The 15,302-nt window shown below is 40.1% G+C and carries 8 protein-coding genes; 1 reads left to right on the top strand and 7 read right to left on the bottom strand.

The features are described from left to right. Positions 1–209: 209 nt before the first annotated feature. From J5I83_RS02015 to J5I83_RS01990, 6 genes are all read right to left on the bottom strand, one after another. Entirely contained in the window at positions 210–2,921 is a 2,712-nt protein-coding gene (locus tag J5I83_RS02015) for a bifunctional glycoside hydrolase 114/ polysaccharide deacetylase family protein (protein ID WP_304052894.1), read from the bottom strand. Positions 2,922–3,088: 167 nt separating this feature from the next. Then, complete coding sequence (gene pelG, locus J5I83_RS02010) at positions 3,089–4,471, bottom strand: exopolysaccharide Pel transporter PelG (protein ID WP_304052892.1); 1,383 nt, start codon at positions 4,469–4,471, stop codon at positions 3,089–3,091. Further along, on the bottom strand, positions 4,471–6,000 hold the full coding sequence (gene pelF / locus J5I83_RS02005; RefSeq protein WP_304052891.1) for a GT4 family glycosyltransferase PelF: 1,530 nt from the start codon (positions 5,998–6,000) through the stop codon (positions 4,471–4,473). Before pelF ends, pelG begins: the two co-directional genes overlap by 1 nt. Next, on the bottom strand, positions 5,982–6,992 hold the full coding sequence (locus J5I83_RS02000) for a hypothetical protein (RefSeq protein ID WP_304052889.1): 1,011 nt from the start codon (positions 6,990–6,992) through the stop codon (positions 5,982–5,984). The genes pelF and J5I83_RS02000 overlap by 19 nt, the downstream gene beginning before the upstream one ends. 2 nt (positions 6,993–6,994) lie before the next feature. Then, positions 6,995–8,371, bottom strand: coding sequence for a GAF domain-containing protein (locus J5I83_RS01995; RefSeq protein ID WP_304052887.1), 1,377 nt, complete (start codon positions 8,369–8,371; stop codon positions 6,995–6,997). Between the two features lie 616 nt (positions 8,372–8,987). Further along, positions 8,988–9,554, bottom strand: coding sequence for a penicillin-binding protein activator LpoB (locus J5I83_RS01990; RefSeq protein WP_304052885.1), 567 nt, complete (start codon positions 9,552–9,554; stop codon positions 8,988–8,990). Positions 9,555–10,468: 914 nt separating this feature from the next. Here J5I83_RS01990 and J5I83_RS01985 point away from each other — a divergent pair. Continuing rightward, positions 10,469–14,056 carry a tetratricopeptide repeat protein gene (locus J5I83_RS01985; RefSeq protein WP_304052883.1) on the top strand — a complete coding sequence of 1,196 codons (3,588 nt, stop codon included), beginning with the start codon at positions 10,469–10,471 and terminating at the stop codon, positions 14,054–14,056. A 196-nt stretch (positions 14,057–14,252) separates the two neighbouring features. Here the strand turns inward: J5I83_RS01985 and galE are convergent, their stop codons facing one another. After that, entirely contained in the window at positions 14,253–15,272 is a 1,020-nt protein-coding gene (gene galE / locus J5I83_RS01980; RefSeq protein WP_304052881.1) for a UDP-glucose 4-epimerase GalE, read from the bottom strand. Positions 15,273–15,302 lie beyond the last annotated feature (30 nt).

Below are 15,302 nucleotides of genomic sequence, written 5' to 3'. Positions count from 1 at the left end.
ACTTTTTTCCTCTATTTCCCGTGGCGAAGAGTGCAAACCACACAAATTATTTGATGGAAGAGAACCAAACTGCTCGATTTTGGCTTTATTAGTACACTGCCTTTTGAAACTGCTGATCCAAGATGGTTATTGAGGCAGTTTTTCAGGATCGACTAATTACTATTCTCTTACTTGTTCTCACATCATAGATGTGCTCTTTTCTATCGAAGTTAGTTACAAACTAACGAGACATTTCCGGGATTTGCTACAGGAAAAATAAATCTCCAGCCTTGATGTTGATGCTGCGCATTTAGCGTACCATCTTTCCATTTTATATAACAGTTACGGCTTGGAGATGCAATGGACAGCTCCACAGGAGTATGAGCATGTATTTGTAGATTAACTCCTTCTGCTGTTTTATGCCACTTCTTAATTTCTCCGTTACTGTGCAATAAATAAGTCGTTGATGGAAATTTAGAGGTTGTATTCAATAGAACCTGCCCATTGCGATTTGGCAAAAGATGCACATAGCGCCCTTGTTTTACATCCCGCACTCCAATGACTCCTTCGGATCTTTTGAAATCAGGCCATCCGATTGACGCTGGCAGACGTAATGTACGTAATGTTTGTAGCCCTCTAATATTCCAAGTGCCATCCAAACTGCGAGATATAGTCATATTCTGGAATTCTTTTACCTTCTGAGTATATTCACTTATCCAGATAGCCCTGGATTCTTGCTTAATGCTCCAATCATAGACAGACGTAAGAGTATTGATGGATGCTATTTTGCTACCTGAATAAAAGTGATAATGAATATGCATTGGTTTCAGGCGAAGAGGATTGTCGGTGAGCTGCATGGTTTCAATGACTCGATCAAATCCGTAAAAAGGGCCTTGCCAGCCATTTGTATAGATATGATCGCTTGCAATTGGAGCATATACCTGAAGTTGATTTTCGATGGCATAGCCAAGAGGGGGCACGCGAGTAATGGTGTTTTCATCTTTACTCATAGTAGCGCCGCCACCATTCATGTTTTCTAATCCAAGTGTGCGTGTCAAAGTGAGTGCTTCTTTATTTGCCAGCCCATCGCCGGTCCAGAAAAAAATACGAACTTGCTTCTTTTCAGGTGCTAATTTTTTATTAATATAATCTACAGATCCGGCAATTTCCCGTTCCAAGTCAAATTCATATTCAGGAATGGCAAGGTGAAAATCATCACCTCTCGCAACAATATAATTCTTTTGAAACCATGCTGAAGGGTGGCTATAGGAATGGCTAGCTATCTCTATATTATTCAGTTTAAAAATATCCCGCGCTAGTTTTTCGGTTTCCGTCAGCTTGTCTGATGAGCTGCTACGGCTGATCTCTCCTTCAATGATAGAAACGGTAGCTGGCAGATTATATTTTTTCAAGAAATAATCCTGAATTACTTTTATCGCTAATGGCGTTCCCGGTATTTCTGCCTTATTGCTTGCGCCATCGCCATCAACTTGCACCAGTAACAAGCGCCGACCATTATCAGTAGTGACATCTGGCACAGGTATTTCTGGCAGATCAAGTGCCTTAGCTAAAAATCTAAATGGATCGATAATCCAGCGTTGACGCCCTTTATAGCCAGTTTCGATGACATAAGGATGTAAGGCCGCTCCGCCCCAATGTCCGGTAAATACAGCCACCAAAGACTGTTTGCTTTGATCTATTAAACTCAGATGTGTTTCGATATTTGCTAGAGCTTGCCAGGCAGTAAATCCGCGTGTTTTGGGATGAGGCTTTGCCTCGAAACCAATAATTTTATCGCTCTGCTCAATTTTGAGTGGTTCCTTTATTGCTGACTGACTTAATTTGACTCCCAGATGCTGCAAAAAGCTATTATTAGCTTTAAAACCTAAATTTCCCAGAATTGCAACTTTTATGCCTGTATCTATCTGCCGTAACAGCCAATCTCGATAAGCTATCGGCCTTGATAAGGCATCATTGTTGAACCAGGTGACGATTCCAGCATATTGCCCGGTCAATGAATTTGCTGGTAATCCCATGTTCACATCCAAATAATCGACAGCATAGCCCAAATATTCTAGTGGCATGGCAAGTAATTTATGCACATCCGTTTGTTGCAGACCTTCCGGATATTCCTGCCCATTGTAGAGCGCCAAAATTCGTCGGGGGATAATTTCTGATAGCCCGACACCAAGAATGTCTAAGCTAGGATTTGCCACCCAAGGCGTAAACCCTTGGTCAGATATGCGTTTAGCAGTCTTTCGCGCTAACTCTTTCTGTTTTAAATCAACATAATCAATGACAATTATTTGCAATCCATATTGATTCTGTGCGTACCTTAATTTCTCTAATAACCACTTACGATCTTGCTCGGTAACTTCGGTATAATTTTTATTGGACTGGTCCCACCCTTGGTATAGCGATTCCGCAGCCAATGCGACAGCATATCGACCAACTTCCGGCAAAATCTCAAATCCGCGGTTAAGAATAAGTTTAACCCCCGGAAAATGTTGATGTATACGTTTAATTAGATTTGCTAATGCTTTTTCCTGACGCAATCGACCATCATGATCGGTGACTACTCTTTGATAACTATCCAGGGTATCTAAAAAAAAACCGCGATAGCCCGCTTTCCATAACTTAGTCAGATATTTATTAATTAGATAGTCGTGCCATCCTTCTTTGGTTAAATTAATAATACTGCTTCCCCATTCTACATTGCTGCCCATAAACCAGCGTTTGGAAACTTCTGAATACCAAGAGCGTGTCTGATGGACTTCTCCAATACTGATATAGGCGAATACCTCTGTTCCCTTCGCTTGCAGATAATCTAGGTTATCTATATTCTCAGGCTCCACTACCACTTGCTTATAATGAGAAAGTAAATCCAACGGGACAGATTGGCCATAGAAAAACGCAATACTTGAATTAGCGGATGCGGGCATGCAAATACACCATAAAAGTATGCTATGAATAAGTATTATACTTGCGCGGTAGCGCGAGAAAACTAATTTCATATTATTGTCCTGTGTTTCTTTTAGAAATGCATCAAACCAAATATTTTTAGTAAAGCTAAACGACTTACCCTTTAGAAAAATTTTATAATTAATTTTTAATTATTGGTTCTATAACGCAGCATGAATGTTTCATACAGGAGCTCGTTGAGTCTTTTTGAGACGATGATCATCCCGACTATTGTGGTTAATGCCACTGACAAGGCAAAACCATAGCCATAAAATATAGGTCCTAGATATTGACTCAGAAGAGTGAATATAATGTTTGAGGTGGCAAATAACAAACAGAGATATAGAGCATCTTTACGGTAATCAAAATAAAATAGCAAGTTGAGAACAGCCAATAATAATACTTGTATGCCTACCGCAATCAGATCTATATTTAGTAGCACTTTATAAAAAGGGGATATTCCTACCCACGCTAGTAATTTATCTCCTATTGCCAGCAATATAGCGATAGTCATTCCCTGCACTTTAAAGATTTCAATAAATCCTCTTTTAATTGTGGCAACCATTTCTTCGTAGATTTGTAAAATAATTTTTAAGGGAGCGCCACCATTAATGGCATCATAAAATTTTGTATACTGTTCTGCAAAGTCTGTTTCCATGCGCAATAAAAATACCGCCATCCCGGGTATAATCGATAAATAGGCAAGAAATATTGGAAGATCATAAAGTTCCGACGCTCTCAAAGGTGAAATGATTGCACTGCTTGTTTCAGGGTTAAACCAGAAAATAAATTTATCTGCCCAAATCGCCATGTTATAGAGAAAGCCAGTAAATGCTAAGCTTATGAATATTTGACTGCGCCGCATAAAGTCAAAGGCAATCAGTTTATTGCTTGAATAGGAGTTAAAAACCACAATCAAAAGCATGAACAATAAAATACTGTGTCCTACTACAAACCCGGAAAGTAAGCCTTCCAGTCCAAACATTCCCAATTCTTTAGCCGCCCACACTGTTATTCCATAACCTAACAGAAACGCTAACAAGATTTCACGATAAGCCTTAAGTCCCGATAACACAACGACTACAATCCAGATGGTAGAAAGGATGACCAGACCGCTCAGCATCAATAAACGATATAATACTGAGCCAGTAAACAAGTAAGCTAAACAAAAACCTGCAAGCGTTCCACTAACAGCAATAACAATGCATATAGCGCCTATCAGATTGGGCAGCACCTGTTTGTCATCTTTTTCGTATAACTTGTCGGCAATAAAGCGCGTGAGCAATAGTTGTAACGGTCCCGTCAGGATTAAAGAAATTGCCATCAGATAAGTCACAGATATCTGAAACTGTTCAACAAAATAAGGCGCGGATGAGCTTTCTGTATGGATGAATCCAATTAGCAGTATGCCTACGATCGATAACACCCATGGACCAGAACCAATAATCCCGGCAAACCCATAGGCTAGCAGAAGTCCTGAAAGAGTATCTCCCTTCTTTAACTCGCGTAGTCTGAACCCAATGCCTGCCATTATTGTGTCAACGCCTGATCGTAAATTGTTTTATAGCCATCTAGCATGATAGACTGCGTATAATATTTCTCAACGCGCTGAATGCCAGCTTTGCTTGCCGCATGCCACCGATTTTCGTCGGTCAATAATGTAATTACAGCTGCTGCAATCGCTTCTGGATTAGCAATCGGGGCTACTATTCCTGCACATCCCAAAGCACGGTCTTCCTCGCTTCTACCTTCGATGATTTCTCGGCAGGCGCCTACATCGGTTGCTACAACCGGCAAACCGCTTACAAAGGCTTCAAGTATTACTAACGGGAAAGCTTCACTGATTGATGTCAATATCAGCAGTCCTAGACGAGGAAGTAAGTCGCTTATATTTTGAAATCCTAGGAAATGTATATTTTCTTCCAATCCTAGCTCCAGTACCAGATCTCTACATTCTTGCGCATATTCTTTATCTTCATCTTCTGGACCAATCAGCCAGCCTTCAACTTCAGGTAATTGACTCAGAATCGTGCGCATGGCCCGAATAAAAGTTTTAATATCTTTTATCGGCACAATTCTTCCAATTAACCCGATCACCAGGGGAATTTTTTCTGGCCGTTGTGTCCGTATAGGAAGAAAACGTTCAGATTCTATTCCATTTGGTATAACTATTGTTCGGTCAGGATCTGCGCCATCAGTGATCTGACGCTCCCTATTTTTCTCATATAAGCTAATAATAGGGTTAGATGTTTTATAAATAAGCCGGCCTAATGATTCAAAATATCTTACCCATAATATTTCCTGATATTGCATTCCCATCTGATGAGCATCACTTAATAAATCACGATGCTCCCTAATAAAAAGAGATTGCAAATCTATTTTTCTTTCTTTAGTGTAAATCCCGTGCTCTGTAAGAATAAAGGGGCGGTTGGATATATAATGCAATAGCACGCCAAGAAAACCTGCGAAGCCTGTAGACACGGCATGGATTGTTCCGGTACGAAAAGAAAACTGATGAGCAATACTGGCAAGCTTAAATAATGGAGCATGCATAGCCTTAATTGCCCATACATAATCAATGAATGAGTTGTTCGCATTATATTGGTCATTACACTCACAGATATGCTGCCATGATGTTTCGCTATAAAAAAACTCCTCTACAGTGAAGCCAGAAGGTTGCCCTAAAGTAACCAAAAGTTTGCTGATGACTGCTTCATCAAAACTCGAGCAAGGATTACGGAACCAATCATGGAGCTTTCTTGAGCTCAAAATATAATCATTATTGCCTTCACAGGCTTTCGGCTCAGCTATAGAAAAATGATCCCACAAATAATGGCATTCCAGATGAATAACATTATCAGGCAAAATGTATCTTGCTTCATCATAATCATTTTTCTTGGATCCGAGAAAAATCAAAGCAAAGGTATATTGGGGGAACCCTTCTATTAACTGGTGAACCCAGCCTGAAACGCCACCTCTAATAAAGGGATAAGTGCCTTCTAACAAGAGGGTAATGTCAGCGTAATTCCGTACTTGTTGTATTAATTCTTTTTTTGCCAAAATTGCACTACCGATGATAATTGAGGATAGGCTGCGGGAAAATCTATTGCTGCCATCAATTGTTTTACTTTGTGATAATGATGCTTATGAAAAGCAATTTCAGCATAGTAAATCAGTAATTTTTTATGTTCAATTCCTAGGCTCTCAGCTTTTTTAAATTGTTCATATGCTTGATCATAACTTCCCAGCTTAAGTAAAATTTGTGCATATTGAAAGCAAAATCCTAAATCTTGAGGATAATATTTAAGGCCTAATTCAATGTATTTGCAGGCCATATTGAGCACATAGGTTCGCATTTCTCCTTGTGCGAGACCGAGATTGGCGAGCTCCCAATAGTCATTTGCAATCTGCCGATATAATTGTTTGTTTCTTGAGTTTTCTATTTTTTCAAGTTTTTGCCTCGATTTCTTTATTCGTTCACTGAGATGGTGTTCTTTGCGGTCCAACAAAGCGTAGGCCAGCAATCTGATATCATCGACTGGATCACCAAGTGCCATGCGCAATATTGGTACTGCGTCTTGATCCTTTAATTTTAATGTAGCATAGATAGCCTGCAGTCTTTTGTCTGGATTTTTGGATCGATATAAGCTATGTAAGTCTGCAGAATTGCCTTCTGTAACTAGAGCTGGTATATCAGGAAGTTTTCTGATTTTACTTAAGCTTACAGACAAATTTGCTTTTTTTAGTTTGGAAGAGCGGCGTAGTATGAATGGTATTGCCAAGGTTAAACCCGTTAATCCTGCTACGGGTAAATAAAAAGTGACCACAAAGAAGAAAATATAAACCTTTAATTGAGGTCTATTTTGACTGGGCGTGATGATTTTAGGAAAAATACAGGTGGCAACAACACATGCAATAAAATGAAAGAAAAGTGCTGTTATTAGAGCTTGCTCCGATACAGGCTCTTTGAAAATTAACTGTAAGCTATATATTTCTAATCCTAATGCTAGTGCGAGAAGAAACAAATTAAATAGAATTAGAAATAATCGCATTATTATTTCTTGCCGTTAGGATAACTAGATAAATCGCTCTTATAAAATTGATAAATTTCTAATATAACTTTTTTCAGTGAAATTTTATTATCTAAAATCCATGTGCAAATACTAACATCACCATCGTAATAGCTAAAGGCTTTGCTATTTAACCCAGTGCTAACCTTTTCTGCCATAGGCTCTGATAATCCAATACGATTCAAAAATGCATTAGCGCCTTTTTCATCCGTATAAGGCAATAGGATTAAATAAGTTTCATGATTTTGTTCATCTTTAAAGATCCAAATTTTATCAACGCCGCGTAAGTTAGCCTGAAATCTGGCAAGATATTTACTCCGCAACTCATCAGAATTGATAATTGCGCCAATCATTATGGCTGATGTCTTTAAGAGCTCAATTTCATTTAAAACCCGGCGCAATTTATGTTCAAAATCTTTTCCTCTGTCGTCTACGTACCGATAGCTTTCTGCGCGACGCTTAATCAGATCACCAATATGTCCGCCCAAAATAGCAAATAAATCCATGGTACTTTCCTGGAATGCAAATAATGGCATCTCATTTACGGCAACCAGTCCCCAGATTTTCTGATAAACATCAATTAAAGGAATAACGACAAGTGTTTTTACAGCATCCATGTCGTCTTCTAATTTAATGCTCGCAACCTGTCCTGTTCTTAACGCTTCTCTTACTAGAGGATCTGAAGCTAACAAAGGGGAAGCATGCCCTAAACAGGCCACTGGTTCAGGATTAATTTTTTTTTGCTCGTCCGTTACAGCATAAATTGCAGCAACCTGCACACTGGCAAAATCACTAAAAAGTTTAAGAATATTTTCACCGATACCCGCGAGCGGGCCGCCACTACTTTTTTCTAAAGATAAAACTTGCCGTTCCAAATCAAGTAAAAAAGAGCGCAAGCTTTTCGCTTGACTTGCTACATGTAGCTCCAGCTGATGATGTGAACCTTTAAGAAGATGATATGCGCGAGTAAACTTATCCATTCTCGCGTTAATATGATTATATTTATTTTCTAGGAGCTTTATTTTACGAACCCAAATTCCATGAAATTCAGTAGCAATGAGTGTAATTAGTAACAAGCCAACGATCAGTTCTTTTGGAAAAAATGAAATCCCCCACCATCCGGAGTAGAATCCTGTTGCTATCATGCTTATAAGTAATGCACAAGTCATTATTCCGCACACAAATCCATATCGAAGGCTAATTAATAAAGGAGCCAGAATTAACCAGGGGAACTCATAATTTACGAAGAAAGGATCTAATGAATCAATAAAATAACCAATTATTGGAAGTAATATAGAAATACCAATGGACTCTAGCCATTTGATTATTTCTTCCTTTTTGGGTGCTATCGCGTTATTCAATTTTTTGAATATAAAAATTATTCTTCAGAAATAAAGATTTCTATCATTAATTACAGTATTCGGCTGAATTCTGAAAATTTTTATACATAAATGCAAAAGTTTTTAACTAAAGTTCCGGAATTCGAGGAAACGAATAATGCATTGATAGATAATGGATAGTATGCCCGGCTCAAGTTGCATATTGGATAAACTACAATTTCACCCAACAGTGTACCAATGTATCTTGCCACAAAGCCTACAGAACTGCTAATTCTAACCTAAATCCTATGATTTAAATGCTGACTATTTTTATCTTGAGGATAATGAGCTGCCGAAATATTCGAACTATTGTGCGAGCGAGGGCATGTAATAGTTAAAAATGAGAGTGCGGTTAGATTATCATGTTACCTTTAAAGTATTTCATAGTTCCAAGTCTATAGACAGTCGAGTATACTTTCACTACTTCAAACATTCGCCTTATCGGTAACGCTCACGAGCGCCTCACGCGCATTGACGAAATCGGGGATGATACTATACCGGGAATCGCATTGTGCTGAGGCGCCTCACCTAATGCAAGAGTTTCCAAATTTCTTCTGAGATGCTCGCTAACCAAAAACGTAATTCACCCAGATATTTCTTATAATTTGGTAACTTCAATACTTGAAGTCAAATCTCTGAGCAATTTTTGCGCAGTACCGCTTAATGATTCTGTACTCCAGCCGGAGCGCGCTCCACTTGCAGACCAAATGACTTTGCCAGAGGGAATTTCTATAATGCGGATGGTCAGACCAACAGCCGGCTCACTACCAACACCAAGTTTGTATTGCCATTCATCAACGCTTCCGGCAACTGCATAGGAAGCATTGTCTTTAATAGCTAATGACAAGGCATCTTCCTGGCGTTTACGATCATTCAATTCAGGCCAGCTATTCTTGTTTTCATCTTGTTGCTGGTACATTTCTATTTGTGGAACTCCTCGAATTCTAAGCAAGGTGGCAAGCATTTCTTCGACTTGTTCGCCAGCTCGTGGAGTTTGGGAATAATTCTGAAAAGGCAGAATCAGCCAACGTCCAGAAGAAGAAAGCGGAGCACTTTTCTGTACATCGATTACCGAACATGACATCAACAAACTAAGCAAAATAATAAAAAAGAAAAATCTAAACCTTAGATGAACAAATTGCAGGATTTTTTCGCAATCAATCAACATAAACTAAATCTCCTTTTGGCGGATTAATTTAATATGCCTCTTCATAACAGTCCGGTTAACCATAAATCTTTGAGAAACAGGGCCTGAGAGAGCTTGGGGAGAGGGTGAAATTGGCGTATCGAAACAGCAATTTTCCAACCCAAGAACTCGAGCATGAATATATTAACACTGTAATGCACCAGCTACTCAAACACATTTCTTACTACATATCGATTGGTTAGTTTAAGCGCTATGGTAACTATTCAGCATAAAAAAAGTATTTGGCAAGATTTCTATGCGAAAGTGTTAACTAGCAGGACGGTTCGAGCTTTAGACTAGAAGTGGTTTCTGGGCTTAAACATCGTATGCGCAGGGGCTTTGCGGAATGTAATATGTTGCCTTTTCTGTTAGAAGTAACATATTTTTTGTCGTCAAATGTGCGATAAATATAATTTTATTGTTGGTAGCTTATAGTCAGATACTTGCAAGGAGGTCTCAATACATTTTGCAGTTGTTTGACTAAGAAATATGGAGCGCAAGGTAACCATTTTAATCCCATTTCATTTGAATAATTTTTTGAATGCGCGAAGAGCATAAGTTGCTGATAATCATTTTGGTATGGTGAATTTCGCTATGCTTGCCGATATTACAGAGAAATGTATTTGGATATATATTTTTTAAAAGAAATCTATTATCCTAAAAATCGCGGTTGATCACTTGATAGGGAAGTCAGACCGATGGTATTTAGAGACATTTTCGAAATTTTTTGTTAGCCTGAACAATGGGGACACTACGGAGTATATCGTATGTTACTTTCGGTATGAAAGTGGCGCTACTCGAGGTTATAAGGGGCGGTTCTGCAGCGTCATGCGCCTTGTCTTGCGTCCTGATTGTCACGCGCTACATCCCGTCCAACTGCGGCTTTTAAAATTATGAATCAAAAATTGTCGGGTAATACTAAAAAAGCAATACTCGTATTCACTATAGCGCTAGCTATTATTTTTGCGCTGGTGTTTTATAAGGAGGAGCGGTTAAGAGAATTGTTTCGAATAGTCCAACCCGACCACATTTCAGTGCTGTATTTAAAGCTTCTATTAAATATAGATCCTGAGAACGCTAACTTACGGCTGGAGCTCGCGCGCCACTATATTAATTTGGGGGATGATGATAAGGCTCGATTGGAGTTGAAGTCATTGTTAGCAAAGGATGATCCCGCTGCGCTGGATGCCAGACTCATGATGCTGGAAATTAATTTGAGGGATTATTTCTATTTAGCAGAAGATGACCCAAACCGGCAAACAGAACTAGTTAAACTACAAAGCAGCATTATTGAGATTAGCGAAAAAACAATTCCAGTAACTTTGATGCCTAGAATCATTAGGCTTAGTTTGGAGCTTAATCAACCAGTTATTGCTGCAAATTTGTATTATCAATGGTCGACTAGTATTTTCAATGCTGCTGAACGGCTTGATAAATTGCAAGAATCAGCTCGCTGGTATATCGCAGCTGAGTTACCGTATAAGGCGGCAGAAGTTTATCACGAGAGCTATAAGTTAGCGGGGAATACCGCCCAGGCTAAGCAATTTGCGCTTCTGGCCCTGCAAGTGTTGCGAGCGGTCGGTGGTAGTGTTCGCTCTGAGGAATATTTCCATGATTACCAACAGCAATTTCCGAAGGATCCAGAGCTTCTTGATGAGATGATCAGTATTTATTTTGCTGACAATAAACCAAGACATGCATATGAAATGGGTATTGTGCGCCTGACATTGGATCCTGATAATCCTGATCAAATTAAAAAACAAATTGAACGTGCGCTTGCTGCCGAGGAAATTAAATCAGCTTTGGTGCTAGCTTATCGGTTAATCGGCATTGTGCCAGATGATCATAATGCCCATGAAAGTTTAGCGCGTATTGCAGAATGGAATGACAAGCCGGCGGTAGCATTTAAAGAATGGTTATGGTTAGCCAGAAATAGGAAGGATGATGTGGCAATTCTGAATGCAGCCAAGCTTTCAAGAGAGCTATATTTTTTTAATATCACCATTGAAATGTTGGAGCAGTTGGCAAGCACACGGGAACTAACCGAGGAAGAGGTGAGCAACTTATTGTTTGCTTATAATGAGGCAGGCAATTTATCCGATCATATTAATTTTTTAGAATCCTATTTAAAGCGTTATCCGAATAACTTACAAGCATGGGAGGCATTGGCTAAAACGCAGGAAAATACCGGACAAATAGCCGAGGCAATGGCAACATGGCAATATATTGGAGAATATTTCAATCGTCTGCCGGAAGCTGTGGCCCATCAAGCCAGATTAATGTGGAGAAATGGCCAATCAGAGGAGGCATTTTCTCTCTTGTTATCAAGCCAAGATGAGGTGACAGAAAAAGATTCTTATTACTGGGAGATTCTAGGCGAGCTTTCCTGGGAGCTAGAACAGCCTGAATATTCTTTTTTAGCTTATAACACGCTCTGGGAATCGAGAAATGCTAATGCACTTGTGGTAGAACGGTTGATTCAGATGATGCGTGATAAGGATAGGGCAGAAGAAACTATCGCAATCGGTGAAGAAGCCTATACTCGATTTAATGAATCACGCTGGTTATTGCTTTCTATGGATGTGGCTAATCAGGCCGGTATGCCAACAGAACTAAAGCGGCTCGTAAAAATAGCAATGAATGATGAAGCAAAATTCGAGGATTCAGAGATGTATTGGTTGTTGCGAGCCCAGCTGGATATTCATGAGAACAAACCTGAAATGGTTATAAAGCATTATCAACAGGCTTTAACAGTTAATCCTGCATCAACTACGGCCAAAGAAGGGATTTTGTGGAGTCTCATTGAGCGACATGATAGAAATTCACTGCAATCTTATCTTGAAATGTGGCATACGGATGCATCAGAAAATTCGATGTTATGGGGTGTTTATGGTATAGCATTAGCTACGATAGGTCAGTACGAAGAAGCCTTACCTTGGCTTGAGCGTAAATCACAAATCAGTCCCGATGACTATCTCTGGCAGCTTACCTATGCAGATGTCTTGAGTCGGGCTGGGCATGCGGATGCAGCTTGGCGTCTGCGTCAATATGTTTTATTTAACTTAAGATCACGTTTTAATGAGGCTGGAAACAAGTCAGAAAAAAGTATTAAGGATTTATTGCATCCGCAATATTTAGCATTAGTGCGAGACATGGAAGGTGCAGATGCTGAAGTTTCCATTTTGAAAAAGCGCCTTGCACAAGGCTACGATGATCCTGTTGTTCAGGAGCTGCTTGTTGCCGCATATCTATCTCAGAAGAATTATGCTGCCGCGCGTTATTGGTTGTTGCAAGAACATATTGCCAGACAAGAAACACCAGCCTGGCAACGCCTTACTTTAGCTTTGACGGCAAATGATCTCGCTGCTGCTGAGCATATACTTGAAAATGAAAACGATAAGCTTACAGCGTTTAATAAAATGGATGCGCTTAAGCGTCTTAACAGAAATGAAGAGGCCTTGGCGCTAACCTATGATCTGCTTGATCCAGCTAAAGGGCAAACGCCAGCATTGCAAACATATTTTTTCCAGGCCAGAGATGAATTAGCAGTGAAATCAAGCAAGCAGCTGATAGGCGGCTTTGATTATAGAAGTCTTGGAGATATAGATTTTATCGAGGGTCGGACGCGTTTTACTGCACCCTACTTACGTGGCACACTCGGAATGGAGCTTAAGTATACGCATCTGAATTCATCAGATCCTAATATTATTTTGCCTGTAGATAGCGAAGTAGATATAGCGACAGAGTTTACACATCCGCTGCGAGAAGGAATGCTCCAGTTGAATCTAGGCGGCAACCTCAGAGACGATAAATCTGTGGTATATGGCGCGGCTAAGGTTAGCCAGGATATTACCAATAGTGTGAAAACAAGCTTACGTCTAGGAGTGAATGAAATAAGCCAAGAAACAGGGCCGTTACGAGCGTTAGGAAGAAAAGATATTATTTTATTCAATGTATCTACTCAATTAACTCGGCAAACATTCATGAGTTTAGATATTGATGCGCATCGTTATTTGACGAGAGAAAGGAGTACTCTGGGTAAAGGCTATAAGCTGCAAGGGATACTGGCAAATTCTCTGCTTACAGGCATTCAGGATTGGCAGATCAGACTCCAGGGAACATGGGAAAGCAATGATCTTGCAGGGACACTTCCTTCTGAATTGACTGGGTTATTTGCAGCGCCGGTAGCAGATGTAGAGACACTGATCACGAAGAGGTTTGGTACCATGGGTGCAGGTACTACTTTTCGTTATGGACCATCTGATCAGGGTGTGCTGAGGCGCCCGTTTTTTCTTGCGGATGCCTGGACAGGATGGGTGTGGCCGAACAATGTGTTGGGTTATACCGGACGGATAGGCGTCGGAATTTCATTGCTAGGTCCTGACATACTTAGTGCCGGAGCATTTTATAGTAATATCCAGGGGGGTAAGACTGATCAAGCATTTAAGGGAATAGGCCTGCAATACTCTATCCGCTTCTAAACATATAAATTTGCTGAAAGATACTCAAAACAGAGTTGCTGTCTTATCGAAAATTCAAAGCATGCAAGCAAGCTATGCCGGTGATTAACGAAGATAATTGACTACAGCTTCTATGCCGTCATCCTGGCAAGATCTATGCGCTGTTTAGGCTATCGAATTTCATGGTCGACAGCAAACGCTATCAAATTCTCCCAAATTATCCTTTGTATCCATTAGGATTAGCGCTTTGCCAGCGCCAGGAGTCTGCGCAGGCATCTTCAATCGTTTTTTGTGCTTGCCAACCTAATATAGAGTGCGCCAAGCTTGGATCGGCATAGCATTCTGCGACATCACCGGGACGGCGCCCAGTAATTTTGTATGGCACTTTTACGCCATTTGCCTGTTCGAAGGCATTGACAAGCTCGAGCACACTGGTACCTTTGCCGGTACCTACATTTATTGCGCGGTACTTGTTTGGTGGGGCTGGCGTATTAAGGGCTGCCACGTGCGCTTTTGCAAGATCAGTTACATGGATATAGTCACGCACGCCGGTACCGTCACGAGTAGGGTAATCATTGCCGAATATCGAGAGCTCCTTAAGTTTGCCGATTGCGACTTGGCTAATATATGGCATAAGGTTATTGGGTATGTCACTTGGATCTTCACCAATGGTGCCGGATTCATGTGCGCCAATTGGGTTAAAGTAGCGCAGTGCAGTAATTTGCCAATTATTATTCGTTATCGCGAGATCCATGAGTATTGTTTCGATAATAAGCTTTGTTTGGCCATAGGGATTGGTAACCTTGGCGGGAAGCGTAGCAGATTCTTTGATTGGTACGCTTACTGGATCGCCATACACAGTGGCGGATGAACTGAAAACCAGCTGCTTTGTGTCATGAAATTCCATCACCTCTAGGAGAGAGAGGGTAGAGTTAAGGTTATTATTATAATACTTAAGTGGTACCTTGACCGATTCGCCAACGGCTTTAAGGCCAGCAAAATGAATAACCCCGTCTATTCGATGATTTGAAAATATTACCTCAAGTGCTTTTTTGTCTCGTACATCTTTTTTATAAAAAGGAAGTGCTTTACCAACAATTTTTTCTACGCGAATAATTGCTTCTTTACTGCTGTTTGATAGATTATCAATAATTATGACATCGTATCCATTATTTATGAGTTCAATGACGGTATGGCTGCCGATATAGCCTGCGCCACCTGTTACGAGAATATTCATAATGTTTTATATACCTATAAGCTATTTTTG

The organism is Nitrosomonas communis (assembly GCF_024102715.1).
Taxonomy (GTDB): domain Bacteria; phylum Pseudomonadota; class Gammaproteobacteria; order Burkholderiales; family Nitrosomonadaceae; genus Nitrosomonas; species Nitrosomonas communis_B.
This window is presented reverse-complemented; position numbering and strand designations above follow the sequence as displayed.